The sequence below is a fragment of the Streptomyces sp. FH025 genome (assembly GCF_017427025.1).
Classification (GTDB): domain Bacteria; phylum Actinomycetota; class Actinomycetes; order Streptomycetales; family Streptomycetaceae; genus Kitasatospora.
On record NZ_JAFLNG010000952.1, the window covers coordinates 1 to 2,372 of the forward strand.

Here is a 2,372-nt window from a genome sequence, read left to right on the forward strand (position 1 = left end):
ACCGGTTCCCCGGCCGGGGCCCGGTCGAGGGCGGTCGCGGCTCCTGTGGCGGTCCGCACCGCGAACACGCCGCTCCGGAGGACGGCACCCTGCTCACCACCTGCGACACCGTGACGGTCGCCCTGCGGCACGGCCTGGAGGCCGTCGACATCCTGCGGCTGCGCCGCGCCTGCGGGGCCGTGCTGCAGAGCCGCAACGGCAGCACCGTCTCCTTCCTCGTCCCGGCCGGCACCTGGGAGACCTGGCACCTGCCCGGCAGCTCCTGTTCGGCGGGCGCCGTGCTGCCCACCGCCACGGATCCGCGCTGGGTGATCCCACCGTCCGGCTCCGGTTGCGTCGCCCGGCCCACCGACGCCTGGGTGCTCCGCTCCGCCCTCTGCGAGGCCGCCTGCACGCTCACCGCGGGCGGCCTCGGCCCGTTCTAGGGGGCGTGCCGCGCGGATCCCGCCGGGCCCCTGAGCCTCCGGCCGGATCCCCCCGGCACGCCCGCCCCGGGCTCCGACCTGCGGAGTCGTTCCGCGCGGCGGCGACGATGGCCGACAATGGCCGACATGGCACGAAGCAGCAGAGCCGCCCGCGGCAGCGAGACGGAGACCACCACCGGGCCGGGCGGCCGCACCCACGCCCAGGGCCCGCTCACCCGTCCCGTCGGCTCCGGCCTGGCCGAACTGCGGCCCGACCGCGACCGTCCCGCCGCGTGGACGCTGCTGATCGACGGTGCCCCGCAGTCCCTGGTCGACCTCGCCGATCCGACCCACCTGGGCTTCGAGTACCAGCGACGACTCGGCCACCTGATCGACCTGGCAGCCCCGCCCGGCCGCCCGCTCACCGTCCTGCACCTCGGCGGCGGCGCCCTCACCCTGGCCCGCTACGTCGCCGCCACCCGGCCGCGCTCCCGCCAGCAGGTCGCCGAGATCGACACCGCGCTCACTGAACTCGTCCGTGCCGAACTCCCGCTGGAGCGCGGCTGGCAGATCAAGGTGCGCGGCGCGGACGCCCGCAGTGTCCTGGAGCGCACCCCCGAGGGCAGCGTCGACGTGGTCATCACCGATGTCTTCTCCGGCGCCAGGACCCCGGCCCACTGCACCAGTGTCGAGTTCGCCGCCCTCGCTGCCCGCGCCCTCGCCCCCGGCGGCTGGTACACCGCCAACATCGCCGACGGTGCCGCCCTGCCCTTCGCCCGCTCCCAGGTCGCCACCCTCGCCGCGGTCTTCCCGGAGCTCTGCCTGACCGCCGACCCCGCCGTGCTGCGCGGCAAGCGCTTCGGCAACCTCATCCTGGCCGCCGCCCACACCCCCCTCCCGATCGCCGAGCTCAGCCGCCGGGTCGCCTCCGACCCGGCCCACGGCCGCGTCGAACACGGCCGCTCCCTCGCTGACTTCACCGCCGGGGCCACCCCGGCCACCGACGCCACCGCGGCCCCGTCACCGGTGCCGCCCCCGGGCGTCTTCCGCTGAGGCCGCCCCCTCCGCCGCCGCGGCGCAAAACCGTTGGCGGACGACCGAGTTGCGGCGGACAATGACGTCGCCGTCCGACCGCCACCCCGAGGGAGAGCTCATGCACGTCCGACCCGCCCGTCCGGACGAGGCCGAGCTGCTCACCGGCATCGCCCTGCGGGCCAAGGCGTACTGGGGCTACGACGAGGCGTTCATGGCCGCCTGCCGCGAGGAACTGACCCTCGACGCCGCCGCGATCGAGCGGGCGCGGACGGCGGTGGCCGAGGACGACGGCCGGGTGCTGGGCTTCGCGGTGCTCACCGGCGCTCCGCCCTCCGGCGCGCTGGACATGCTGTTCGTCGAGCCCGAGCTGATCGGCCGGGGCATCGGCCGGGTGCTGTTCGAGCACGTCCGCGGCCAGGCCCGGGCACTCGGCCTGCGCCGCCTCACCATCGACTCCGACCCGAACGCCGAGCCCTTCTACCTGGCGATGGGCGCCACCCGCATCGGCAGCATCCCGTCCGGTTCGATCCCCGGGCGTGAACTCCCGCTGATGGAGCTGCTCCTGGCGCCCCAGGCGTCTTGACCCGGCCCAGGCGACTCGACCCGGCCCAGGCGTCTCGACCCGCGGGGCCGGAGCGGGCCCGGGCCCGCTCAGTGTCCGCGCGGCAGTCCGCGGTGCTTGCACATGGCCGCGCCGGTGAGCAGCAGTCCGGCCGCGATGGGGGCGAGGACGGCGGTCGCGGTGGCGGAGCCGCCGTTCACGGCCGGCACGGTCGCCGTGTCGGCGAGGACGAGCGCCTCGGGCGTGTCGTCGCCCGTCGGTGCGGCAGGGGCTGCGGCCGTCTCCACGGCCCCTGCCGCACCTGCGGTTTCCGGTGCGCCCCGCCCGTCGCGGGCCGCCGCCTCCTGGACCGGCGGGTCCTCGGCCTCCTC

At 76.5% G+C, this 2,372-nt stretch carries 3 protein-coding genes and 1 pseudogene; 3 read left to right on the top strand and 1 reads right to left on the bottom strand.

The genetic code is table 11. From position 1 onward, the window contains the following. The 3 genes from J0670_RS36025 to J0670_RS36035 form a co-directional block, all read left to right on the top strand. Window positions 1–425 (top strand): hypothetical protein (locus J0670_RS36025; RefSeq protein WP_243438007.1); only part of this gene is annotated, 425 nt, incomplete at its 5' end. Window positions 426–551: 126 nt separating this feature from the next. Beyond that, window positions 552–1,457 carry a spermidine synthase gene (locus tag J0670_RS36030; protein ID WP_207816909.1) on the top strand — a complete coding sequence of 302 codons (906 nt, stop codon included), beginning with the start codon at window positions 552–554 and terminating at the stop codon, window positions 1,455–1,457. 100 nt (window positions 1,458–1,557) lie between these two features. Next, window positions 1,558–2,022: a GNAT family N-acetyltransferase gene (locus J0670_RS36035; RefSeq protein WP_207816911.1), complete on the top strand. Its 465-nt coding sequence runs from the start codon at window positions 1,558–1,560 to the stop codon at window positions 2,020–2,022. Between the two features lie 68 nt (window positions 2,023–2,090). Here J0670_RS36035 and J0670_RS36040 read toward each other — a convergent pair. Beyond that, window positions 2,091–2,372, bottom strand: a pseudogene (locus J0670_RS36040) (hypothetical protein); the annotation flags it as partial.